Below are 22104 nucleotides of genomic sequence, written 5' to 3'. Positions count from 1 at the left end.
AGGTCGTTGAACGGCAGCGCATGCGGCACGCGCCGCGCGTGCCAATGCGGCATGACGACCACTTTACGAAGTGCCGCAATCCGGCGGCATCGACCAGAAGGATGACAACGTAGCGCGCACCGCCGCTCAGGGGTGCCGGATATAGTCCACGAGCGCAACCGTATAAGCGTCCGGCCGCCGGTCCAGCAGACTCACGCCGATCGCCACGAGAAAGCCGGCCGGCACGCCGAACACGCCCGAACTGATGGGATCGATGCCGAACCACCGGCCGCCCTCGAAGCCGGTCAGTTGCGTGAAGAACGGATAGGTCGCGACGATGTAGTAGATGCACACCGCCAGCCCCGCGGTCATTCCCGCAACGGCGCCAAGCCGCGTGGTGCGCTTCCAGAACACGCCGAGCACGAGCACCGGAAAGAGGCTCGACGCCGCCAGCGAGAACGCCGCCCCCACGAGAAACAGGATGTTCCCCGTATTGAGCGACGCCACCCACGAGGCAAAAAGCGCCACGCCGAGCAGCAGGATCTTCGACATCGTCACGCGCCGCTGGCTCGAAGCCTCGGGATCGACCATGTGATAGTAGACGTCGTGCGAGAGGACGTTCGAGATCGTGAGCAGCAGTCCGTCGGCGGTCGAAAGCGCGGCCGCCAGCGCCCCCGAGGCAACGAGCCCCGACATCACATACGGCAGTCCCGCGATCTCGGGCGCGGCCAGCACGACCATATCGGGCTGCATCTGGATGTCGCCCCAGCGCACGATGCCGTCGCCGTTCACGTCGGCAATGCCGATGAGATACGGCTCGATGCGCCGCCACTGCATCACCCAGCGCGGCAGGTCGTCGAAGCGCTGTCCCACCAGATGCGAGAGGATCTCGTACTTGATCAGCACGGCCAATACCGGCACGGTCAGATAGAAGATCGCGACGAAGAACAGCGTCCAGCCCACCGAGCGCCGCGCGGAAGCCACCGTCGTCGTCGTGTTGTAGCGCGTGAGAATATGCGGAAGACTCGCCGTGCCCAGCGAAAGACAGAGCAGGAGCGAAAGGAAGTTGCGTTCGTGCAGACGCCGCGTCGCCTCGTTATCGGCCGGGAATGGCTCGTTCATCGGCACGGGCGTGGCCGCCCGCGCGAGCAGGTCGTCGCGCTGCTGCGTCCAGACCATGCGCGCCGTTTCCGCGTCGCGCGGGAATACCGCCAGGTCGCGCTCGAGCGTATCGATCTGGCGCAGCGGCCCGTTGTGGCGGCGCAGGTCGGCGAGCGAGTCCGCGAGATGGGTCTTCTCTTCCACCCAGGACTGCGGCAGCGTGTCGAGCCGCGTCTGCCACAGTGCCGCGCGCTGCCGGTACGCGTCGCGCACGCTCTGCTCGGCGTTCGCGTCGCGCACCTTGCCCTCCAGGGTTTCCATGCGCTCCATCAGGCGGCCGTAGTCGACCTGCGGCAGCCAGCTCAATCCGTCACGATGCGCGATCAGCGAAACGGGAATCAGGATCGCGGCGATCAGGATGATGTACTGCGCAACCTGCGTCCACGTCACCGCGCGCATGCCGCCGAGAAACGAGCACACGAGTATCCCCGCGAGTCCGCAGAAGATGCCGATGGCGAAGTCCACGCCGATGAAGCGCGTCGCGATCAGCCCCACACCCTGGATCTGCGCGACGAGATAGACGAACGAGCAGATGATGGTCGCGAGCACGGCAAGCGCGCGCACGAGATTGCTCGAAAAGCGCGTGCCGAGGAAGTCGGCGATGGTGTAACGCGCGAGCTTGCGCACGTAAGGCGCCAGCAGGAATGCCACGAGGCAGTAGCCGCCGGTCCAGCCCATCATGTAAGCCAGGCCGTCGTAGCCGGTGGCGTAGAGCGAACCGGCCAGACCGATGAACGAGGCCGCCGAAAGCCAGTCGGCGGCCGTGGCCATGCCGTTGAAGAACGACGGCACGCGGCGCCCCGCCACGTAGTATTCGACAAGGTCGGAGGTGCGCGAGAGCAGCCCGATGACGGCATAGACGGCGATCGGCACGAACAGGAAAACATAGCCGATCCACATGCCGGGGCCGGTGGAGAGCTCGATGCGCCACATCACGAACACGAAGGCGAGAAAGCCGAGCGTGTAGAGCGAGTACGAGCGGATCAGCCGGTGCGCGAGCTTCATCGCGGCGGCGCCTTGCTGGCCTCGCGAATCGCGAGATCGGCTTCGAGCGCGGCCTGCAGCGCGCGGTCGGCGCGCTGCATCAGCACGATATAGAGGGCGACGAGCAGCACATAGACCAGAATCGCGCCTTGCGCGCCGAAATAGAACGGCAACGAGAAACCCGCGAAGCTCACGCCGGCGAGTGCGCGGGCAAAGATCGGGACGACGAACGAGACCGCGAAGCCGATCGTCATGAGCGCCGCGATCAGCGTGAGGTTGAAGCGCCAGTAGCGCCGATGCGCGAGCGCCATCGCCTCGCTGACCGGCGGCGGCTCAGGCAGGGGATTGACGTTGTTCTGGGGTGCGGAGTGTGGCGCGGCCATGCGCCTATGTAGCAAAAACGCGCATGGCCGGAAATCGGGAAAAACCTGGGAACCCCATTTGCGCGAGGCCGGCGCTGGCGCCGGCCCCGGGCTCACAGCGATTCGCCGAGCTGGTCGAGAATCGAGGGATTCTCGAGCGTCGAGACATCCTGCGTGATGGCCTCGCCCTTCGCGAGCGAGCGCAACAGACGGCGCATGATCTTGCCCGAGCGCGTCTTCGGCAGGTTCTCGCCGAAACGGATGTCGCGCGGCTTGGCGATCGGCCCGATCTCCTTGCCCACCCAGGCGCGCAACTCGTTGGCGAGCTTGACCGCCGCTTCGCCCTGCGGGCGCGCGCTCTTGAGGACCACGAACGCCACCACGGCTTCGCCCGTCGTGTCGTCGGGGCGGCCCACCACGGCCGCTTCCGCCACGAGCGGATTGGCCACGAGCGCCGACTCGATCTCCATCGTGCCGAGGCGGTGGCCCGAGACGTTCAGCACGTCGTCGATGCGGCCCATGATCGTGAAGTAGCCCGTATCCTTGTCGCGCACGCTGCCGTCGCCCGCGAGGTAGAGCTTGCCGCCCAGTTCCTCGGGGAAGTAGCCCGACTTGTAGCGCTCGGGCTGACCCCACACGTTGCGGATCATCGAAGGCCACGGACGCTTCACCACGAGAATGCCGCCCTGCCCGTTCGGCACGTCCTGGCCCGTTTCGTCGACGATCGCGGCCATGATGCCCGGCAGCGGCAGCGTGCACGAGCCCGGCACGAGCGGCGTCGCGCCCGGCAGCGGCGTGATCATGTGGCCGCCCGTTTCGGTCTGCCACCAGGTGTCGACGATCGGGCAGCGCGCGCCGCCCACGTTTTCGTAGTACCAGACCCAGGCTTCGGGATTAATCGGCTCGCCCACCGTGCCGAGAATGCGCAGCGACGAGAGGTCATAGCTCTTCGGATGCACCTTCGCATCGGCTTCCGAGACCTTGATCAGCGAACGGATCGCCGTGGGCGCCGTGTAGAACACCGTGACCTTGTGCTTCCCGATCATGTCCCAGAAGCGGCCTGCGTTCGGATACGTGGGCACGCCTTCGAACACCACCTGGGTCGCGCCGATCGAGAGCGGCCCGTAGGCGATGTAGCTGTGGCCCGTAATCCAGCCGATATCGGCCGTGCACCAGAACACGTCCGTGGGCTTCCAGTCGAAGGTCCACTTCATGGTCTGGGCGGCCCACAGCAGATAGCCGCCCGTGCTGTGCTGCACGCCCTTGGGCTTGCCCGTCGAGCCCGAGGTGTAGAGGATGAAGAGCGGATGCTCGGCGCCCACCGGCACCGGCGCGCAGGTGTCGCTCTCGGCGGCCGAAAGCTCGTGCATCCAGCAGTCGCGGCCCTCGTGCCACGCAACCTTGCCGCCCGTGCGCCGGTAGACGATCACGCTTTGCACGGCCTCGCAGCCGCCCATCGCGATCGCTTCGTCGGCGATGTTCTTGAGCGGCAGCGCCTTGCCGCCGCGCATCTGCTCGTCGGCCGTGATGAGCGCCACGGCGCCCACGTCCACCATGCGCTCGTTGAGCGACTTCGAGGAGAACCCGCCGAACACCACCGAATGCGTCGCGCCGATGCGCGCGCAGGCCTGCATCGCGACGATGCCTTCGACCGACATCGGCATGTAGATGACCACGCGGTCGCCCTTCTTCACGCCGCGCTTCTTGAGCGCGTTCGCGAAGCGCGAGACGCGCGCGAGCAGGTCTTTATAGGTGACATTCGTGACGGTGCCGTCGTCGGCTTCGAAGATCACGGCAACGCGCTCGCCGTTGCCCGCTTCGACGTGACGGTCGAGGCTGTTGTACGAGGCGTTGAGTTCGCCGTCCTCGAACCACGTGTAGAAGGGCGCCTTCGACTCGTCGAGCACCTTGGTGAACGGCTTCTGCCACGTCAGGGTCTCGCGCGCGAGGCGCGCCCAGAAGCCCTCGTAATCGCGTTCGGCTTCGGCGACGAGCGCCTTCCAGGCATCCATGCCGGACACCGTGGCATTGGCCACCGCTTGCTCGGAAGGCGCGAAAACGCGGCGCTCGTGAAGAACCGATTCAATCGCAGACATCGACAACCCCTTGGTGAAGATGAAACGTAAAAGCCGTGGACGCGTGCCGCGCTTCAGTCGCGGACCACGCGCCGTCTCCCTGTGCCCCTCGCCCCGGCACGGTCCCGCGTGGGGCCGGCATGGCGAAGGCGCTCTTGTTCCCGCTGCACGCGCCGCGAACCGTGGCGATCCGCGTCGCCCCACTCCGACCCGCGCCGATTTGCACGAGTGGCGATGCGGCAATGCAGCATACATGGACAGCCGGCATGGCCGCCCCGTCCATTTCGCCTAGGTTAAGCGTAGCAACTTACCGGCCACTTACGCACGCAGCATCGCAGCCGCGCAACGCAAATGCCAGACAAGTGTGTGACGCCGTAGTAAGCGGGCATTTAGAATGCTAACTGAACTGTGTGCCCGGATTCCAGCTTGAACCGCTATTCTCTTTTCCTCGTCGCCGCGATGCTCCTCGTGGGCAGCAACGTCGGCATCGGCAAATCGATCGTCGCCTTCATCCCCGTTCCGCTCTTTGCGCTGCTGCGCTTCGTGATCGCCCTTGCGGTGCTCGCGCCATTGTTGCGCGCCGCGAAAATGCAACGCGTGAAACGCGGCGAATGGATCAATCTGTTCCTGCAGGCGCTGTTCGGCACATTCGGGTTTACACTGCTCATGCTCGGCGGCGTCCATCGCACGAGCGCCGTCGCGGCGGGCGTCATCACGAGCACCATTCCGGCCGTGGTCGCCCTCTTCTCGTGGTGCTTCCTGCGCGAGCGGCCCGACGCACGCGCGCTGGCGTCGATCGCGCTCGCCATCGCGGGCATTGCGGTCATCAATCTCGCCCATGCCGACGGCGGCTCGCCGCAATCGCTCGCCGGCAATCTGATGGTGCTGGGCGCAGTCTGCTGCGAATCGCTCTACGTGATCCTCTCGCGCCGCCTCACGCAAACGCTCGAACCCATCGACATCTGCGCGTACACGCACCTGTTCGGCTTTCTGCTGATGCTGCCAGTCGGGCTGCCTTACGCACTGTCGTTCGATTATCCGGCCGTACCCGCCGGCATCTGGGGCCTCGCGCTCTGGTACGGGCTCTCCGCCAGCATCTTCTCGTTCTGGCTCTGGATGAAGGGGATCCGCCACGTACCGGGCAGCATCGCAGGCGTCTTCACGGCCGTCCTGCCCGTCGCCGCCGCGATTTACGGCATGGTGTTCCTCGACGAACGGCCCACGCCCGCGCACGGCGTCGCGCTGGCCTGCGTGATCACCGGTGTCGCACTCGCGAGCGTCAAGACGAAGCGGCTGCCGCCCGTCGCGTCCTGACGCCCCGACGCCCTCGCTCCGGGTCTGCTCCGGGTGTTCCGGGTAGCTGCCGGGCTCGCGGCGGGCCCGCGCGCCGACGCTGTACAATAGCGCGCGCCCGGCCCATGCGGCGCGCATCCGCCGGCGGCGCCCCCGCATCCTGAGCACGACCAGGAACTTGCCGCGCGCCATCCGGCGCCGGCCGATGCCGTTGCCCCCGAATAGCGCGGCGCCTGCGACAAGATTCAATACCCCCCGTCCCCACTGAAGCTAGCCATGACCGTCATCAAACAGGAAGACCTGATCCAGAGCATCGCGGATTCGCTGCAGTACATCAGCTACTACCATCCGCAGGATTACATCGAGGCGCTCGGCCGCGCGTACGAACTCGAAGAGAGTCCGGCCGCGAAAGACGCGATCGCGCAGATCCTCACGAACAGCCGCATGTGCGCCGAAGGCCGCCGCCCGATCTGCCAGGACACCGGCATCGTCACGATCTTCGTGAAGGTCGGCATGGACGTGCGTTGGGACGGCGCCACGATGGGCGTGACCGACATGATCAACGAAGGCGTGCGCCGCGGTTACCTGAACCCGGACAACGTGCTGCGCGCCTCGATCGTGAGCCCGCCCGAAGGCGGCCGCAAGAACACGAAGGACAACACGCCGGCCGTGATCCACTACGAGATCGTGCCGGGCGACAAGGTGGACGTGCAGGTTGCGGCCAAGGGCGGCGGCTCGGAGAACAAGTCGAAGTTCGTGATGCTGAACCCGTCCGACTCGATCGTCGACTGGGTGCTCAAGACCGTGCCGACAATGGGCGCGGGCTGGTGCCCGCCCGGCATGCTCGGCATCGGCATTGGCGGCACCGCCGAGAAGGCAATGCTGATGGCGAAGGAATCGTTGATGGAATCCATCGACATTCAGGACATCATCAAACGCGGTCCGAAGGACTGGATCGAAGAACTGCGCGTGGAACTGCACGAGAAGGTCAATGCGCTCGGTATCGGCGCGCAAGGTCTGGGCGGTCTCGCCACCGTGCTCGACGTGAAGATCATGGCCACGGCCACGCACGCGGCTTCGAAGCCCGTCGCGATGATCCCGAACTGCGCCGCCACGCGCCACGCGCATTTCGTGCTGGACGGCTCGGGCCCGGCAAAGCTTGAAGCGCCGTCGCTCGACGCCTGGCCGAAGGTCAACTGGGAACCGAACACGGAAACCAGCAAGCGCGTGGACCTCAACACGCTCACGCCGGAAGAAGTCGCTTCGTGGAAGCCGGGCCAGACGCTGCTGCTCTCGGGCAAGATGCTCACGGGCCGCGACGCCGCGCACAAGCGCATCGCCGACATGATCGCCAAGGGCGAGAAGCTGCCGGTGGACTTCACGAACCGCGTGATCTACTACGTCGGCCCGGTCGATCCGGTACGCGACGAGGTGGTCGGCCCGGCAGGTCCCACCACGGCCACGCGCATGGACAAGTTCACGGAAATGATGCTCGCGCAAACGGGCCTCATCTCGATGGTGGGCAAGGCCGAGCGCGGCCCGGTCGCGATCGAGGCGATCAAGAAGCACAAGGCCGCTTACCTGATGGCCGTGGGCGGCGCGGCTTACCTCGTTTCGAAGGCGATCCGCGGCTCGAAGGTCCTCGCGTTCGAAGACCTCGGCATGGAAGCCATCTACGAGTTCGACGTGCAGGACATGCCGGTGACGGTTGCGGTCGATTCGTCGGGCACGTCGGTCCACAAGACCGGCCCCGCCGAATGGCAGGCGAAGATCGGCAAGATTCCGGTCGCGACGGCCTGAGCTCGTTAATCGGCTCACGCCGATATGCAAAACCGGGGCTCCGCGCCCCGGTTTTTCATTTGCCTTTTTGATTAACGCGAAAAGGATTGAGATTAATTCTCAGCACAACGCGAATGTCCGATCGGAATGCCGGTTTGGTCTTGGCATTTGCAGGCACAGCGTTTATTGTTCAGAACCAGAACCCACCTCCGCCCTACCAGGTAAGGAATAAATCATGCAAGGCGACAAAAAGGTCATCGAATATCTGAACGCCCAGCTCAAGAACGAGCTCACCGCGATCAATCAATATTTTCTCCACGCGCGCATGTACAAGCACTGGGGCCTCGAAAAGCTCGGCAAGCACGAATACGACGAATCGATCGGGGAAATGAAACATGCCGACTGGCTCATCGAACGCATCTTCATGCTCGACGGCCTACCGAATCTGCAAGACCTGCACAAGCTCCTGATTGGCGAGGAAACCGGGGAAATCCTGGCATGCGATCTGAAGCTCGAGCAGATTTCCCAGTCCACCTGCAAGGAAGCCATTGCGTACTGCGAGTCCGTGCGCGATTTCGTTTCGCGCGAAATCTTCGTGAAGATTCTCGACGACACCGAGGAACACATCGACTGGCTCGAAACGCAGATCGATCTCATCGGCAAGGTCGGCATTCAGAACTACCAGCAGTCGGCCATGGGTTCGGTAGAATCCTGATCACCGTCCTCGCGACACGGCGCATTTTCCCGGGAGGGAAATGCGCTTTTTCCAACCTGCCCCGAAACCCTTGAACCACTCGCCCCTCGCCGGCACCGCGCCCGTCGGCATCTACGATTCCGGCCTTGGCGGCCTTTCCGTGCTGCGCGCGGTGCGCGCCCTGCTGCCCGCCGAACGGATCGTCTATGTCGCCGATTCGCGCTATGCGCCCTATGGCGAGCGCGACGACGACTTCATCGCCGACCGCACGCTCGCCATCGGCGAATGGCTCATCAAGCAGGGGGCGAAAGCGCTGGTGGTGGCCTGCAACACAGCCACCGCTCAATCGATCGAGCTCGTGCGCGGGCAGTTGCCGATTCCGCTCGTGGGCGTGGAGCCGGGCGTGAAGCCGGCCGCGCTGCAGTCTCGCTCGCGCGTGGCGGGCGTCCTCGCCACCCAGGTCACGCTGCGCAGCGCGCGTTTTCAGGCGCTCGTGGAACGCCACGCCGGCGACCTGCGCGTGCTCAGCCAACCCGGCCACGGACTCGTGGAAGCCGTCGAGCGCTGCGACGTCGGCTCGCCCGAGCTGCTCGCGCTGCTGCGCGGCTATCTGCAGCCTATGCTCGACGCCAGCGCCGATACGCTCGTGCTCGGCTGCACGCACTATCCGTTTCTCGATACGGCGATTCGTTCGATCGTCGGCGAGCGTATGACGCTGATCGATACCAGCGTGGCTATCGCGCGGCAGCTCGAGCGGATGCTCGACCAGCACGGCCTGCTGGCGCCGGCGGCCGCCGGCGCGGCAAGCCCGGCCGACGCAGCCCCGGTGCGCTTCTGTTCGACGAGCGACGGCGCGCATTTGCGCACGCTCGCGGCCGCGCTGCTCGGCATCGACGCCAAGGTCGAGACCGTGCAGATTCCGTCGCGACGCACGCTCGCGCTGGAAGCTTCGGCGGCCTGAGGCGCGGCGCCTCCTTCCTTGGGCCATTTCTGGCCCCTTTAACGCCCTGAGCCCTGCCCGTCCGGCCCACGGCGCTCTCCCTTCCGCCCCCGATTCGCCGCTTCGCCACCCACCCGCGCGAACAGCAAAATCCCTGCTAAGAGCCCGGTTTTGTTACAAAAATTCCGCGAAGGCGCTTGCCAAACGCATCAAACAAAATGATAATAATTCGCATTAACCCTTTCTATCGCGCTTCATCATGATTGTCTGCGTCTGCAAGTCCGTTTCCGACCGGACGATCCGTGCCTCGATCGCTGAAGGCATGGACTCTTTCGACGAGCTCCAGTTCGAACTCGGCGTGGCGACCTGCTGCGGCAAGTGCGAAGAATCGGTTCGTGACGTGATGGCCCAAAGCGGCGTCTGCGCGACCCGCTGCGGCGTGGCTCACGCGCATCCGGTGGCGGTGCCTGCCGTGCAACCCCTCACGTTCTACGAGCGCAAGGCCGCTTGACTACCGCGGCGCGCGCCGGGCTCCCCGGCTTCGCGCCACCTTCCTGCCGACAGCAAGCCAGTTTCACGACCAGCCAGCTAGTTCGCGTTCCCCTCTTCAGGAGGTCGGGATGGAATTGCTGATCGGATTCGTGACTACCCTGTGCATCTCGCTGTTGATATTCCGCAAATGAAGCTGTCCGACACGGCGCATCGGCCTGCCGGGGTGCCGTCTTTCCTCCGGCAAACCCGCTAACATGCAGGCTCTCTCCACCACCGCCGGCACGTTGCCGGGCTCCGCCGTCCGCATGAACCGCCGTATCATTACCGCTACCGCGATCGTGGTGGCGCTGCACGCGACGCTCATTGCGTTCGTACTGACCCAACGCGACGCCGCCGCCCCTCTCGCGCTCGAATCGCACACGATCACGGCCGAGCTGATCCAGCCCGAACCCGTGGCCGCCCCCGCCGCGATCCAGTCCACGCCCACGCCACCGCCGCCGAAACCGGTGCCGCACGTGACGCGCGCAAAACCGGTGGTTCAGCCGCGGCCCAAGCCAGTGCCCACGCCGCTGCCGGTCGCCGATGCGCCGTCGCAGCACGCCGTCGAAACGCCCGCGGCCCCGACACCGCCCGCCCCCGCCGCGCCGGCTCCCGCGCCCGCTGCGGCAGCCGCGCCCGAGCCAGGCAAGCCGACCATGGCGCTCAACGCGCCGAAGAACGTTTCGCACCTCGACTGCCGCATCGTGCAGCCCGACTATCCGGCATTGTCGAGACGCCGCGGCGAAACCGGCGTGGCTTACGTGCGCTTCGTGGTGGGACTGAACGGCCAGGTCGAGAGCATCGAACTGAAGAAGAGCAGCGGCTACAGCCGCCTCGACGACGCCGCGCTCGCCGCCATGCACGAAAGCTCGTGCAAGCCTTATCTGGAAGGCGGCCAGCCGGTACGCGCGGCTTACACGCAGCCTTTCGACTTCAGCCTGAGCGACTGAAGCCGCCGACGCCGCATCACTTTCATGAATTGAATAACGAGGACTTGAGAATGCAGAACTACGGTATCGCCCATGTCTGGGCGCAAGGGGATTTCGTGACGCGCGGCATCGCGCTCGCGTTGCTGGTCATGTCGGTGCTGTCCTGGTGCGTGATTCTCGTGAAGGGCTGGAACGTCATGCGTCTGAAGCGCCTCACGAAGAACGCCGAGCAATCGTTCTGGCATTCCGGCGACTTCGACGACGGCGTCAGGAAGCTAGGCAGCGGCACCCGCGACGACAACCCGTTCCTCGCGCTCGCGCTCTCGGGCCAGGAGGCCGCCGACCATCATCACCAGACGCAACCGCACCTGCACGACCGCATGGACGTCTCCGACTGGATCACGCGCTGCCTGAAGGACACGATGGACGAGGCGATCGCCAGGATGCAAAGCGGCCTCGCGATCCTCGCTTCGATCGGCAGCACGGCGCCCTTCGTCGGCCTGTTCGGCACCGTATGGGGCATTTATCACGCACTGCTCACGATCGGCGCGACGGGCCAGACCTCCATCGATGCCGTCGCGGGTCCGGTGGGCGAAGCGCTCATCATGACCGCCTTCGGCCTCTTCGTCGCGATCCCGGCCGTGCTCGCCTACAACGCGCTCACGCGCGCCAACAAGGCAATCGTCACGAAGCTCAACCGCTTCGCGCACGGTCTGCATGCGTTTTTCGTGACCGGCGCACGCGTTGCCTCGACGAAGGGCAATCTGCGCGTCGCCGCGCGCGCGCACTGAAGCGGAGGCGCACCATGGCGACGAGCCCTTTTATGAGCGACGAAGACGACGGCCTGATGAACGAAATCAACATGACGCCGCTCGTCGACGTCATGTTGGTTCTCCTGATCGTTTTCATGGTGACGATTCCGGTAATCCGTCATGCCGTGAAAATCGACCTGCCGCATGCGAGCAGCCAGAAGGAAGACACCAAACCCGCGCAGATCAACGTTGCGATCGAAGCGGACGGCACCGTGCTGTGGGACGGCACGGCCGTGGACGACAAGACGCTGCAGACGAAGATAGCCGCCGCCGCGCAAGCACAGCCGCAACCGGAGCTGCATCTGAACGCGGACCGCAAGGTCGCCTATGAGAAAGTGGCGCAGGTGATGTCGGCGGCGCAGAGCGGCGGTCTCACGAAGCTCGGCTTCGTAACCGATCCCGCACATCGTTGAACGCAACGTCGAGCGCGTCGTCGGGCAGTTAGCGACAGGCGCCGGCCCTGTCCGCGAATTCTCCGCAGTGCAAAGTAAAAGGCCTTCATCGTCGGATGAAGGCCTTTTTTCGAGCGCACGCAGCGCATTCGGGCGGTATCGACGCTCACCGTCGGCCAGTTCGCGTCGACACATGCGACATGCCGTGGGCAACACGGACAGCGCTACCGACCCTGAAGGCTCGCTATGATAGCGGCCATCAATTCCCGCTCAAGACCGGTCTTGGCGAGAGGGATTTCAATATATTCCTCTCGCCTCTCGCATTCAAGACTTCGCCCATTGAAAGTAACGATTGCCGGCGACGCTTAAATGCGAAAAGTCATTAGCGTAATGCGCGGCGGCGAGCATTACGCTTCATGCGGTTTCGATCTTGCTGCGGGATATGGGGCGTGCAATGCCCGCTTCGCTTCGTACCTCGCCTCTTCCCTCGCTTCGTGCTTCACGTCTTTCTTCGTCCCGCGCCTTGCGATGCTGCTCCAGCAGCGGCTCGATTTCGCTGCGTAGCGGGCACTCCTGCTGCAGGTGCTTGTCCGCGTCGAGTACCTCGACGAGGTAATCCACGAACGCGCGCACCGCGGGCACCATCCCCTGCCGCGAGAGAAATACCGCGTAGAGCTGCGGCACCGGCAGCGTCCAGCCCGGCATCACCGGCGAGAGCTTGCCCGAGCGCAGCGCGGCGCCGTACATCATCTCCGGCATCGCCGCGATACCGAGGCCCGCCAGCACCGCCTCGCGGATCGTCGTGAGGTCCGCGGTGATGAGGCGCGGCTCGTGTTCGTGCGCGTGGCGCTTGCCGTCCGGAGCGATCAGATGGAATACATGCCGGCCGTCGCCCGTCGGCGTATCGAGTGTTTCGAAACGTGTGAGGTCGTCGGGCGTGAGCGGCGGCGCGTTCTGCGCGAGGAGGCTCGGCGCGCCCACCAGCATCTGCTCGGTCCGCCACAGCGGCCGTACCACGATGTTCGCGTTCTGCGGCGGCTCGGAACGCACGCGCAGCGCGATGTCCACGGAATCCTCGAACAGATCGATCACGCGGTTGGTGACGCGCATCACCACGCGCACTTCCGGAAAGCGGTGCATGAACTCCGGGATGATCTGCGAAAAGATCGTCTGCGAGAGCGTGACGGGCACGCTCACACGCACCGTGCCGCGCGGCGAAGAACGCAGCGACTGAACGACGTTCACGGCCGCCTGCGCTTCGGAGAGCATCGCACGGCAATGCTGGTAGAAAAGCTCGCCCGCTTCGGTGAGCGCGAGCTTGCGCGTGGAGCGCTGCAGAAGACGCACGCCGAGCGATGCCTCCAGTTCGCTCACCCGTCGCGACAGACGCGACTTCGAGATGCCGAGCACGCGTTCGGCGGCCGAAAAGCCGCCATGCTCGACCACCTGCGAAAAGTACATCAGGTCGTTCAGGTTATGCGAGTCGATCTTCATGTCGTCGTTCCAGCGATGGGACAATCCATTGCGTCAAGGCCGTCGAACTGCCCAAAACGGCTACCTATAATAGCGTTTTGTTTCGCTTATCGCGCAATTCCCATTTTTCCGAGGTGATATCCATGACGACCACCCGCACGATCGAACGCGTGTTTCCCGCCGTTCGCACCACCGAGGGCGCTGGATTCATCGTCCATCGTCCGTTTCCCACGCGAACGCTGATGGACTTCGATCCGTTCCTGCTGCTCGACGAGATGGGCCCGGTCGACTATGCGCCGGGCGCGGCCAAGGGCGCGCCCGATCACCCGCACCGCGGCTTCGAAACGGTCACGTATGCGCTCGAAGGGCGCTTTGGCCACAAGGATTCGGCGGGCCACTCGGGCACGCTCGCCCCCGGCGACGTGCAATGGATGACGGCGGGCGCCGGCGTGATCCACAGCGAGATGCCCGACCCCGAATTCGCGCGCGCCGGCGGCCGCGTGCACGGCCTGCAGCTATGGGTCAACCTGCCGGCGCGCGACAAGATGATCGCGCCGCGCTATCAGGAAATCCCGAGCGCGCGCATTCCGGTGGGCCGTTCGGCGGACGGCAAGGTTTCGGTGAAGGTGATCGCCGGCGAGGCGCTCGGCGCGAAAGCCGTGATCGAGACGCGCACGCCCATCCTCTACCAGCACTTCACGATCGCGCCGGGCGGCCGCGTCGAGCAGCCAGTGCCGCGCGAGTGGCGCGTGTTTGCTTATGCCCTCTCGGGCAGCGGCAACTACGGGCCCGCGGGCGAGCGCATCGAGGCTCAGCAGATGGTGGCCTTCGCCAATGACGGGGATTCGGTCGTCCTTGCCGCGCCGGACGACGCCACGGAGCCGCTCGAGGTGCTGCTGATCGGCGGTGTGCCGCTCAACGAGCCGGTGGTGCGTTATGGCCCGTTCGTGATGAACACCGAAGCCGAGATCCGCCAGGCCGTGCTCGACTACCAGGCCGGGCGCATGGGACGCATCTCGCACTAAAATAGCGGTTCGAGGGGCGCGTCGTGCGCCCCATCCCCTGTCCGCACCGCCCGCGAGGAGCTCATGGCCGAACCCACCGTTACCGCCCAGATCGGCTCGACCGACTACCAGGTTCAATTCGACGACGGCACCCACACCTGGATCGCTGACGAACCCGCCTCGCTCGGCGGCGGCGACCGCGGTCCCTCGCCGTTCTCGCTGCTGCTGTCGAGCCTCGGCGCCTGCACGTCGATCACGCTGAAGATGTACGCGCAGCGCAAGGAATGGCCGCTGGAGGGCGTGCGCGTGAAGCTCTCGATGGAAACCGGCAACGCAGGCACGACCATCGACCGCCAGATCGTGCTGGAAGGCGCGCTCAGCGACGAGCAGCGAGAACGGCTGCTGCAAATCGCGAACGCCTGCCCGGTCCACAAGGTGCTCACGAACACGATCGCGATCCGCACGGGCCTCTCAGCCGTATGAGCGGCGGTGCAGACACCAGGACATAGCCACAGGAAACCGCCGACCTTGAATTTCGAACATCTTGTCCAGATCAACGACCCGTCGAATCCGCTCGTCCAGCCCATGACGCGCGCGCAGCTCTGGGAAGGTCTCGTACTGCGCGCCGAGCAGCCGCAACTGTTCGTGCTCGGCCTCGACAGTTGCACGATCCTCGCGCGCGAAGGCAACACCCTGGAGCGCGAGCTGCACTATGGCCACGCCACGGTGCGCGACCATGTCACGCTCACGCCCGACCGAAGCGTGCGCTACGACATCGCCGCGACCGACACTTACGTGGGCGGCTCGCTCACCATGACCATCGAAGAGCCGGAGGAAACGCAGCTATTCCTGCGCTTCGACTACCGCACCACGCTGCCCACCGCCGATACCGAAGACGACCGGCAGACGTCCGAGATCGTGAAGTCGGCTTATCGCGAATCGGATATCGACACCGTGCGGCTGATCCGCCAATACGTGCTCGGTCTCGACGACCCCGAGGCGCGGCACTGAACGCCCCGTGCGCGGCCTCTCGTGCCGCGCTCCCCTGCCCCCCAAAGACTATCGCCGCGTCAATCCGATCAATTTCTTACAGTTGAAAATAGGAATGGTTATCATTTAGAATCACCTCATCCTATCGAGAAAGACGTCACGACCATGACCGACTTCAACCGCTCACCCACGCTCAGCTTGCGCCACCCAGGTAGTTCTGCCGGCAGCGCGACCAGTGCTTCGGCGCTGACCGCTGCGCGCGGCACGCCAGCCAGAACGGCACCGGCGAACAAGCCGTCCGCACCGGCACGCAGGAACGCGGAGGCGGCCGGCACAGCGCGGGCCGCGAACCCTGAGCGGACGCTCGACAGCACGGCGCTGCTGCAAGGCCGCAGCCACGTGAGCATCATGCATAACGGCGAGACGTATCAGTTGCGGGCCACGCGCCTTGGCAAGCTGATCCTCACCAAGTAGTACGTACCGGGTATTGTGGGGACCGCCTCCCTGAGAGGCGTTGGGGCAGTAGCCAGTCACGACGGCTTGCACGCGAGATCTAGACCCCTTCGTGCAGACATTCTTCAAGGCAGCCGTCGCAGCCAGCCACGCCACTTTTTTGTTCTCATTCGACGCCGATAGCACCGATGCCCGCGCGTGCTACAGCCGCATCCTGATCGGACTTCACGCCCGAGACGCCAATGGCGCCAATCACGTCTCCGTCGACGACGATCGGCACCCCGCCCTCCAGCATCGCCGGCAGCGGTGCGCTGAGGAACGCGGTGCGTCCCTGGCGGATCACTTCCTCGTAGACCTTGCTCTCGCGACGCCCGAGCGCGGCAGTGCGGGCCTTGGACGCCGCGATTTCGGCCGACACGGGCGCTGCGCCGTCGAGTCGGCGCAGCCACAGCAGGTGCGCGCCTTCGTCCACGATGGCAATCGTCACGTTCCACTCGTTGGCCCGCGCGTACGCAACGGCCGCGTCGCCCATTTTCACGATGTCTTCGTCAGTCAGTGCTACCCTGGTACGCATGGTTCGCTCTCCGATCGGTTGAACGTTGAACGGCCGGTCAGCGTGTCCAGCCCCAAAACATGAGCCACCACGCGCTGTCGACCACGGCAAGCGCGGCGACGAAGACCGTCGTCGCCGGAACGCGTTGCCAGAGCGATTGACTGTATCGGCCGCTCACCCGCCACGCAAGCCAGCCACTCCACATATTCGATATGCCGAGAATCGCAAGTCGCACGTCCGATGCCCAGCCGAGCGGGACGTGCTCCGCGCGCAGGAGCGACAGCGTGGTCGCCGAAAGTCCGAGGAATACGCCCGCGCCCGCGAGCGGAATCAGCGCCTGAGCAAAATGGTGCAGCCGGCGCATGTCGAAACGCCCGAAGAGTGCGCTCGCGCCGGCGAGCAGGGCAAACAGCGCGGTGCCGTAGACGAGCCCCGTCGCGACGATATAGCCGACGATCATCGTGCCGTCGAGCCATGAAAACACATCGTTCTGCTCAGGATAATGCGTGAGCAGGAACCACGGCGCGTTCGTGTCGAGCGGCCAGACGATGTTGCGGTCGATGAGCCAGCCCGCAGCGGCCTGCTTGAGACCGATGAACCACGGCGAGGCAGTCCAGTGAAACGCGCCGATGGCGATCCCGAGGAGTCCGTAGAGAATCAGCGCCGTATCCCAGCCGCTCGCCTGCCGGTTGCCGAGCCCGACCACCTCCTCGGCCGGCGAACGCCACGCGAGATCGATGGCGTCGCGGTGACCCGCGCAGCGGCCGCACATATGGCAGGCGGCGGCACCCTTCATGTTGCGCAGCGGCACGAGCGGCGCGCAGTTGATGGGGATGACGCGTTGGCCGCCGTGCTCTCCCGCCGTGTACGAACGGCGCCAGGCGTCCTCGTCGACCTTGTAGTGAAACGGCGCGAGACGCGCCAGTAGCGAGAAAACCCCGTTGACGGGGCACAGGTAGCGACACCAGACGCGCTTTTCGCGTCCGTACAAAAAGCCGATCACCATCGCGCCGAGCGTCGATCCCCCCAGCACCAGCAGCACCGCTTTCGGGTACTGATAGACGCTCACCATCTGCCCATAGATCGTGGTGAGCCCGAAGGCGACGGAGGGCCAGCCGCCCCAGCGCATCCAGCGCGGAATCGCCCCGCCGCGGCCGAACCGGCTCGCGAATTCGGTGAGGGCGCCTTCGGGGCATAGCACGCCGCACCACACGCGCCCGAGCATCACCATCGAAAGCAGGACGAACGGCCACCAGATGCCCCAGAAGACGAACTGCGCGGCGAGCGTGAGATTGTTCCAGAGATGCGCGGTGTCGTCGGGCAGCGGCATTGCCGCGGGCACGAGGATCAGGAACGCATAGATCGCGACGACGACCCATTGCACGGCGCGGATCGCCGCACCGTGCCGCTGCATCCACTGCCCGGCCAGCGCGAGCTTGCCACGCGGCGCGGCCGGCCGGGCCGAACCACAGCTCACGCCGCCTTCCTCTGGCTCGCGGCGGCCCGGCCGCCGGCGCGCCGCACGAGGAACCCCACCATGAACCAGTACGCGGCATACGCAGCCAGGTTCATGAGCGCGGGATGCGCGCGATAGCCGGTGAGCGTTGCGACGAGCGAGCCGACGGTGCCCGAATCATCAAGCAGTGCCGAGGAATTCCACACCTGATCGACGAGCGTCGGCAGGATTTCCTTGTCGATCAGCTTGTCCACACCGGTCTGGAACAGACCCGCGCCGAGGAACAGCAGCATGATTTCGGTGACGCGAAAGAACTGGCGCCACGAGAACACCTTGCCGCCCAACTGCAGCACATAGAACGTGAGGAACGCGAGTGCGAGGCCGATCAGTACGGCGAAGTACTGGCTCGCCGCTACGTGCCCCGACTGCCCGAAGCCGAGGCCATAGAGGAAAATCACCGTTTCGCTGCCCTCGCGCGCGATGGCGAGCGCGACCAGCACGGTCACGCCCCACCAGTTCGCGTCGCGCGCGGTCTTTTCGAGCGACGCCTCCATCTCGCGCTTGAGCGTGCGCCCGTGCTGCTTCATCCACAGCACCATCTGCACGATCAGTACGCAAGCGACGAGCACCATCGCAATCTGGAAGTCGTCCTGCGCATCACCGGAAAGCACTTCGGTGAACCCGACCAGCGCCGCGCCCAGCGCAACCGCCGCGAGGATCCCGAGCGCCACGCCGCCCCACAGATAGGGCAGGCCGCGCCGCGCGTCGGCGTCCCCGTTCTTCAGCCACGCATAGAGGATGCCGACGACGAGCAGCGCCTCGACGCTCTCCCGCCACACGATGAACATCACCTGACCCATTCCACTCTCCTGCAACCGGCGCCGCCGGTCATGCCGCAACGCTCATCGGGCAACGCTCATTTGGCAACGATCACGCCCTGCGCCTGCTGATGAAAGTCGTCGAAGAACTTGTATTCGCCCGGATCGAGCGGTGCGATGACGACGAACGATTCCGCGCCAGGCGCCAGCACCTTTTCCTTGCGCAACTGGACGCTCTCGAACTCCACCGCGCCCTTGCCCGTGTTACGCACCTCGATCTTGACGCGCTTGCCCGCCGGCACGTCGATGCGCGCGGGGTTCAGCTTGCCGTCGGCCATTTCCAGCCTGAACGTCGGCAGATCCTCGGCATGCACGACGCCTGCCAGCGGCGCAACGAGCGCCGCGGCGAATGCGAGCGCCGCCATCTTTCTGATTCCAGTCATCCGTTGTTCCTGCCTGAGTTCCGCGCGATCAGTAGCCGCCCTTCTTGCCGATGCCCGCGAACGGGAAGTCGTATTCGAGCGTGAACGGCTTGAACCACGGGCCCACGCCCGTTTCCTTGTCGACGTGACGGCCGAATGCCATGTGACCGGTCTGCATCGGCGCTTCGACGATCAGCTTCAGGTGGTACTTGCCGGGGCCGGCCAGCTTGACGTTGTCGCCGTAATGCGGCCCGTCGTTCGCGACCATCGGCATGAGATCGCCCTTCTGCACGTAGTTCGAGCCCGGCTTCGAGAGTTCGTAGTGGACCTGCAGATAAGGCATCCAGTCGCCTTCGGCGAAACCGGTCGGGTTGTTCTTGACCGCGTGGATGTCGGCTTCGAGGTGGACGTCCGAGTCGGACGCCTTGCGCATCATGCCTTCGGGTTCCATGGTGATCGGCTGCAGATAGACCGCGCCGATTTCCATGCCGCCCTGGATCTGTTGCTTGCCGATCGGGTATTCGGCCGCGCTGGCCGAGCACGCCGCTGCCGCGGCGGCAATCAGCGCCGTGCCGCGCAAGAGAGAGTGAATCCGCATCGAAACTCCTGTTTTTTTATGAGAGACACCAAGACAGCGCATCAACAACAACGGAAACGTTAATGCGAACAATTCTCAATATTGCAGGAGTGTAGCACCGATAGGGATTCGTAACAATTGAAAGTCGGCGACAGGTCTATTGGGGAAAGGGCTTTGCCCATAAAGGAAAAGGCGCCGGGCGGCGCCTTACATGATGAAGGAAACGTAAGTTGATTCGGTCAGGCCGGATGATCGCCCACGTTCGCCCCGAACACGCGCTGGCGCAGCAGCGCCAGCTGATCGCGCGTCTGCGCAGCCTTTTCGAATTCGAGATTCTTCGCGTGATCCATCATCTGCTTCTCGAGGCGCTTGATCTCCTTCGCGATCTGCTTTTCCGACATGTCCTCGAACTTCGCGCGCTCCTGTTCTTCGCGCAGCTCGGCGCGCGCTTCGTCCACGTTGTAGACGCCGTCGATGATGTCCTTGATGCGCTTGACCACCCCGCGCGGCACGATGCCGTTCGCCTCGTTGAAGGCCATCTGCTTGGCGCGGCGGCGCTCGGTCTCGTCGATCGCGCGACGCATCGAGTCGGTGATGCGGTCGCCATAGAGAATCGCCTTGCCGTTCACGTTGCGCGCGGCGCGGCCGATGGTCTGGATCAGCGAGCGCTCGGCGCGCAGGAAGCCCTCCTTGTCGGCGTCGAGAATCGCCACGAGCGAGACCTCGGGAATGTCGAGCCCCTCGCGCAGCAGGTTGATGCCCACGAGCACGTCGAAAGTGCCAAGTCGCAGGTCGCGAATGATCTCCACGCGCTCGACCGTGTCGATGTCGCTGTGCAGATAGCGCACTTTCACGCCGTGATCGGCGAGAAATTCGGTCAGTTGCTCGGCCATGCGTTTCGTGAGCGTGGTGACAAGCACGCGTTCGCCGGCCGCGACGCGTTCGTTGATCTCCCCTAGCACGTCGTCCACCTGCGTCGAGGCGGGCCGCACCTCGATCACCGGGTCGACGAGACCCGTGGGGCGCACGACCTGCTCGGCAATCTGACCCGTCACCTTCTTCTCGTAGTCGGCGGGCGTGGCCGAGACGAAGATCACCTGGCGCATCTTGTGCTCGAACTCGTTGAACTTGAGCGGCCGGTTATCGAGCGCCGAAGGCAGCCGGAAGCCGTAATCGACGAGATTTTCCTTGCGCGCGCGGTCGCCGTTGTACATGCCGTTGAGCTGGCCGATCAGCACGTGCGATTCGTCGAGGAACATCACGGCGTCGGCCGGCAGGTAGTCGACGAGCGTGGGCGGCGGCTCGCCGGGCAGCGCGCCCGAGAAGTGCCGCGAGTAATTCTCGATGCCCTTGCAGAAGCCAAGCTCCTGCAGCATCTCGAGGTCGAAGCGCGTGCGCTGCTCGAGCCGCTGCGCCTCCACGAGCTTGCCTTCGGTATGGAAGAACTCGAGCCGGTCGCGCAGTTCGGTCTTGATGGTCTCGACGGCGCGCAGCACGGTATCGCGCGGCGTGACGTAGTGCGAGGACGGATAGACGGTGAAGCGCGGAATCTTCTGCCGCACGCGGCCCGTGAGCGGGTCGAAGAGCTGCAGCGTCTCCACTTCGTCGTCGAAGAGTTCGACGCGCACGGCCATCTCCGCGTGTTCGGCCGGAAAGATGTCGATGGTGTCGCCGCGCACGCGGAACGTGCCGCGCTGGAAGTCCTGCTCGTTGCGCGTGTACTGCATCGCGATGAGGCGCGCGATGATGTCGCGCTGGCCGAGTTTGTCGCCGTGCCGCAGCGTGAGGATCATCTGGTGATACTCGGACGGATTGCCGATACCGTAGATGGCCGAGACCGTCGCGACGATCACCACGTCGCGCCGCTCCATCAGGCTCTTGGTCGCGGAGAGCCGCATCTGCTCGATGTGCTCGTTGATCGACGAATCCTTCTCGATGAAGAGGTCGCGCTGCGGAACGTAGGCTTCCGGCTGGTAGTAGTCGTAGTACGAGACGAAGTACTCGACCGCATTGCGCGGAAAGAACTCGCGAAACTCGGAGTAGAGCTGCGCGGCGAGCGTCTTGTTCGGCGCGAACACGATGGCCGGGCGCCCCAGGCGCGCGATCGTGTTCGCCATCGTGTAGGTCTTGCCCGAGCCGGTCACGCCGAGCAGGGTCTGGAACGAGAGGCCGTCGCCCACGCCCTCCACGAGCGTTTCGATGGCTGTGGGCTGGTCGCCGGCCGGCAAGTATGGCTGATAGAGCTGGAACGGCGAACCCTCGTACTGGACGAACTTCGACTCGTCGAGCGCGGGCGCATCGGCCACGATATGGTCGGACATGGGGCGGCATCCTGTGCCTTGAGCAAGCGACTATTCTAGCGTCTTGCGCCCCGGCGAGCCGGGGGTGGTCCTGGCAGGCGAAAACGCCCCCCAGATTCGCTACAAT

Annotated in this window: 22 protein-coding genes; 12 read left to right on the top strand and 10 right to left on the bottom strand. The window is 65.0% G+C overall.

The window, feature by feature from the left end:
• Positions 1 to 126: 126 nt before the first annotated feature.
• The 3 genes from WJ542_RS09710 to acs form a co-directional block, all read right to left on the bottom strand.
• Positions 127 to 2145 (bottom strand): sodium:solute symporter family protein, encoded by a 2019-nt coding sequence (locus WJ542_RS09710; protein WP_411189094.1) that lies wholly within the window; start codon positions 2143 to 2145, stop codon positions 127 to 129.
• Complete coding sequence (locus tag WJ542_RS09705) at positions 2142 to 2507, bottom strand: DUF4212 domain-containing protein (RefSeq protein ID WP_411189093.1); 366 nt, start codon at positions 2505 to 2507, stop codon at positions 2142 to 2144. The genes WJ542_RS09710 and WJ542_RS09705 overlap by 4 nt, the downstream gene beginning before the upstream one ends.
• A 92-nt stretch (positions 2508 to 2599) precedes the next feature.
• Positions 2600 to 4582: an acetate--CoA ligase gene (acs, locus tag WJ542_RS09700; protein WP_411189092.1), complete on the bottom strand. Its 1983-nt coding sequence runs from the start codon at positions 4580 to 4582 to the stop codon at positions 2600 to 2602.
• Between the two features lie 405 nt (positions 4583 to 4987).
• Here acs and WJ542_RS09695 point away from each other — a divergent pair, with 405 nt between their 5' ends.
• The 8 genes from WJ542_RS09695 to WJ542_RS09660 all read left to right on the top strand — a co-directional run bounded on the left by WJ542_RS09695 (position 4988) and on the right by WJ542_RS09660 (position 11952).
• Entirely contained in the window at positions 4988 to 5875 is an 888-nt protein-coding gene (locus WJ542_RS09695) for a DMT family transporter (protein ID WP_411189091.1), read from the top strand.
• A 255-nt stretch (positions 5876 to 6130) separates the two neighbouring features.
• Entirely contained in the window at positions 6131 to 7654 is a 1524-nt protein-coding gene (locus WJ542_RS09690) for a fumarate hydratase (protein ID WP_411189090.1), read from the top strand.
• Between the two features lie 214 nt (positions 7655 to 7868).
• Positions 7869 to 8348, top strand: coding sequence for a bacterioferritin (bfr, locus tag WJ542_RS09685; protein WP_411189089.1), 480 nt, complete (start codon positions 7869 to 7871; stop codon positions 8346 to 8348).
• Between the two features lie 40 nt (positions 8349 to 8388).
• Positions 8389 to 9288 carry a glutamate racemase gene (gene murI, locus WJ542_RS09680; protein WP_411189088.1) on the top strand — a complete coding sequence of 300 codons (900 nt, stop codon included), beginning with the start codon at positions 8389 to 8391 and terminating at the stop codon, positions 9286 to 9288.
• Between the two features lie 238 nt (positions 9289 to 9526).
• Positions 9527 to 9778: a (2Fe-2S)-binding protein gene (locus WJ542_RS09675; protein WP_411189087.1), complete on the top strand. Its 252-nt coding sequence runs from the start codon at positions 9527 to 9529 to the stop codon at positions 9776 to 9778.
• Positions 9779 to 10013: 235 nt separating this feature from the next.
• Complete coding sequence (locus tag WJ542_RS09670) at positions 10014 to 10748, top strand: energy transducer TonB (RefSeq protein WP_411189086.1); 735 nt, start codon at positions 10014 to 10016, stop codon at positions 10746 to 10748.
• Positions 10749 to 10798: 50 nt separating this feature from the next.
• Positions 10799 to 11518: a MotA/TolQ/ExbB proton channel family protein gene (locus WJ542_RS09665; RefSeq protein ID WP_411189085.1), complete on the top strand. Its 720-nt coding sequence runs from the start codon at positions 10799 to 10801 to the stop codon at positions 11516 to 11518.
• A gap of 14 nt (positions 11519 to 11532) precedes the next feature.
• On the top strand, positions 11533 to 11952 hold the full coding sequence (locus tag WJ542_RS09660; RefSeq protein ID WP_411189084.1) for an ExbD/TolR family protein: 420 nt from the start codon (positions 11533 to 11535) through the stop codon (positions 11950 to 11952).
• Positions 11953 to 12345: 393 nt separating this feature from the next.
• Here the strand turns inward: WJ542_RS09660 and WJ542_RS09655 are convergent, their stop codons facing one another.
• Positions 12346 to 13425 (bottom strand): LysR family transcriptional regulator, encoded by a 1080-nt coding sequence (locus tag WJ542_RS09655; RefSeq protein WP_411189083.1) that lies wholly within the window; start codon positions 13423 to 13425, stop codon positions 12346 to 12348.
• Between the two features lie 122 nt (positions 13426 to 13547).
• On the opposite strand from WJ542_RS09655, the gene WJ542_RS09650 reads away from it, so the two are divergent.
• The 4 genes from WJ542_RS09650 to hemP all read left to right on the top strand — a co-directional run bounded on the left by WJ542_RS09650 (position 13548) and on the right by hemP (position 15872).
• Complete coding sequence (locus WJ542_RS09650; protein WP_411189082.1) at positions 13548 to 14429, top strand: pirin family protein; 882 nt, start codon at positions 13548 to 13550, stop codon at positions 14427 to 14429.
• Positions 14430 to 14492: 63 nt separating this feature from the next.
• Positions 14493 to 14891, top strand: coding sequence for an OsmC family protein (locus WJ542_RS09645; protein WP_411189081.1), 399 nt, complete (start codon positions 14493 to 14495; stop codon positions 14889 to 14891).
• 45 nt (positions 14892 to 14936) lie between these two features.
• Complete coding sequence (locus tag WJ542_RS09640; protein WP_411189080.1) at positions 14937 to 15419, top strand: SRPBCC family protein; 483 nt, start codon at positions 14937 to 14939, stop codon at positions 15417 to 15419.
• Between the two features lie 144 nt (positions 15420 to 15563).
• Complete coding sequence (gene hemP, locus WJ542_RS09635) at positions 15564 to 15872, top strand: hemin uptake protein HemP (protein ID WP_411189079.1); 309 nt, start codon at positions 15564 to 15566, stop codon at positions 15870 to 15872.
• A gap of 145 nt (positions 15873 to 16017) precedes the next feature.
• On the opposite strand, the gene WJ542_RS09630 is transcribed toward hemP, so the two are convergent.
• The 6 genes from WJ542_RS09630 to uvrB form a co-directional block, all read right to left on the bottom strand.
• Positions 16018 to 16425, bottom strand: coding sequence for a GlcG/HbpS family heme-binding protein (locus tag WJ542_RS09630; protein ID WP_411189078.1), 408 nt, complete (start codon positions 16423 to 16425; stop codon positions 16018 to 16020).
• Between the two features lie 37 nt (positions 16426 to 16462).
• Positions 16463 to 17818 carry a 4Fe-4S binding protein gene (locus WJ542_RS09625; protein ID WP_411190517.1) on the bottom strand — a complete coding sequence of 452 codons (1356 nt, stop codon included), beginning with the start codon at positions 17816 to 17818 and terminating at the stop codon, positions 16463 to 16465.
• Positions 17819 to 17877: 59 nt separating this feature from the next.
• On the bottom strand, positions 17878 to 18720 hold the full coding sequence (locus tag WJ542_RS09620; RefSeq protein WP_411189077.1) for an FTR1 family iron permease: 843 nt from the start codon (positions 18718 to 18720) through the stop codon (positions 17878 to 17880).
• Positions 18721 to 18776: 56 nt separating this feature from the next.
• A complete protein-coding gene (locus WJ542_RS09615) occupies positions 18777 to 19121 on the bottom strand; it encodes a cupredoxin domain-containing protein (protein WP_411189076.1) in 345 nt (114 codons plus the stop codon).
• 28 nt (positions 19122 to 19149) lie between these two features.
• Positions 19150 to 19698 carry an iron transporter gene (locus WJ542_RS09610; protein WP_411189075.1) on the bottom strand — a complete coding sequence of 183 codons (549 nt, stop codon included), beginning with the start codon at positions 19696 to 19698 and terminating at the stop codon, positions 19150 to 19152.
• A 218-nt stretch (positions 19699 to 19916) separates the two neighbouring features.
• Positions 19917 to 21998 carry an excinuclease ABC subunit UvrB gene (gene uvrB / locus WJ542_RS09605; RefSeq protein WP_411189074.1) on the bottom strand — a complete coding sequence of 694 codons (2082 nt, stop codon included), beginning with the start codon at positions 21996 to 21998 and terminating at the stop codon, positions 19917 to 19919.
• Positions 21999 to 22104 lie beyond the last annotated feature (106 nt).

Source organism: Paraburkholderia yinzeri, from assembly GCF_046581065.1.
GTDB lineage: Bacteria > Pseudomonadota > Gammaproteobacteria > Burkholderiales > Burkholderiaceae > Paraburkholderia.
This window is presented reverse-complemented; position numbering and strand designations above follow the sequence as displayed.

Coding starts and splice junctions, on each gene's coding strand:
- WJ542_RS09630 (WP_411189078.1), bottom strand. CDS start 16,425: ATGCGTACCAGGGTAGCACTGACTGACGAAGACATCGTGAAAATGGGC.
- acs (WP_411189092.1), bottom strand. CDS start 4,582: ATGTCTGCGATTGAATCGGTTCTTCACGAGCGCCGCGTTTTCGCGCCT.
- hemP (WP_411189079.1), top strand. CDS start 15,564: ATGACCGACTTCAACCGCTCACCCACGCTCAGCTTGCGCCACCCAGGT.
- WJ542_RS09660 (WP_411189084.1), top strand. CDS start 11,533: ATGGCGACGAGCCCTTTTATGAGCGACGAAGACGACGGCCTGATGAAC.
- WJ542_RS09625 (WP_411190517.1), bottom strand. CDS start 17,818: ATGCAGCGGCACGGTGCGGCGATCCGCGCCGTGCAATGGGTCGTCGTC.
- bfr (WP_411189089.1), top strand. CDS start 7,869: ATGCAAGGCGACAAAAAGGTCATCGAATATCTGAACGCCCAGCTCAAG.
- WJ542_RS09665 (WP_411189085.1), top strand. CDS start 10,799: ATGCAGAACTACGGTATCGCCCATGTCTGGGCGCAAGGGGATTTCGTG.
- WJ542_RS09705 (WP_411189093.1), bottom strand. CDS start 2,507: ATGGCCGCGCCACACTCCGCACCCCAGAACAACGTCAATCCCCTGCCT.
- WJ542_RS09655 (WP_411189083.1), bottom strand. CDS start 13,425: ATGAAGATCGACTCGCATAACCTGAACGACCTGATGTACTTTTCGCAG.
- WJ542_RS09610 (WP_411189075.1), bottom strand. CDS start 19,698: ATGCGGATTCACTCTCTCTTGCGCGGCACGGCGCTGATTGCCGCCGCG.
- WJ542_RS09645 (WP_411189081.1), top strand. CDS start 14,493: ATGGCCGAACCCACCGTTACCGCCCAGATCGGCTCGACCGACTACCAG.
- WJ542_RS09650 (WP_411189082.1), top strand. CDS start 13,548: ATGACGACCACCCGCACGATCGAACGCGTGTTTCCCGCCGTTCGCACC.
- uvrB (WP_411189074.1), bottom strand. CDS start 21,998: ATGTCCGACCATATCGTGGCCGATGCGCCCGCGCTCGACGAGTCGAAG.
- WJ542_RS09710 (WP_411189094.1), bottom strand. CDS start 2,145: ATGAAGCTCGCGCACCGGCTGATCCGCTCGTACTCGCTCTACACGCTC.
- WJ542_RS09675 (WP_411189087.1), top strand. CDS start 9,527: ATGATTGTCTGCGTCTGCAAGTCCGTTTCCGACCGGACGATCCGTGCC.
- WJ542_RS09615 (WP_411189076.1), bottom strand. CDS start 19,121: ATGACTGGAATCAGAAAGATGGCGGCGCTCGCATTCGCCGCGGCGCTC.
- murI (WP_411189088.1), top strand. CDS start 8,389: ATGCGCTTTTTCCAACCTGCCCCGAAACCCTTGAACCACTCGCCCCTC.
- WJ542_RS09620 (WP_411189077.1), bottom strand. CDS start 18,720: ATGGGTCAGGTGATGTTCATCGTGTGGCGGGAGAGCGTCGAGGCGCTG.
- WJ542_RS09690 (WP_411189090.1), top strand. CDS start 6,131: ATGACCGTCATCAAACAGGAAGACCTGATCCAGAGCATCGCGGATTCG.
- WJ542_RS09670 (WP_411189086.1), top strand. CDS start 10,014: ATGCAGGCTCTCTCCACCACCGCCGGCACGTTGCCGGGCTCCGCCGTC.